Origin of the sequence: Vibrio sp. 10N.261.46.E11 (genome assembly GCF_041472735.1) — a bacterium.
Taxonomy (GTDB): domain Bacteria; phylum Pseudomonadota; class Gammaproteobacteria; order Enterobacterales; family Vibrionaceae; genus Vibrio.
This window is the reverse complement of the sequence record NZ_JBFRQW010000105.1, coordinates 1-253: the sequence shown is the minus strand read 5'-3', so window position 1 is coordinate 253 and position 253 is coordinate 1. Positions and strand designations below refer to the sequence as shown.

General features: G+C 48.2%; 1 rRNA gene. It reads left to right on the top strand.

The features are described from left to right. Window positions 1-38: 38 nt before the first annotated feature. Window positions 39-253: ribosomal RNA gene (locus tag AB4407_RS20895) — 16S ribosomal RNA — on the top strand; the annotation flags it as partial.

Here is a 253-nt window from a genome sequence, read left to right as displayed (position 1 = left end):
TAGTTTTGAAGTCAGTATTCGTTGAGTCACAAAATCTTAAATTGAAGAGTTTGATCATGGCTCAGATTGAACGCTGGCGGCAGGCCTAACACATGCAAGTCGAGCGGAAACGACAACATTGAATCTTCGGAGGATTTGTTGGGCGTCGAGCGGCGGACGGGTGAGTAATGCCTAGGAAATTGCCTTGATGTGGGGGATAACCATTGGAAACGATGGCTAATACCGCATAATGCCTACGGGCCAAAGAGGGGGA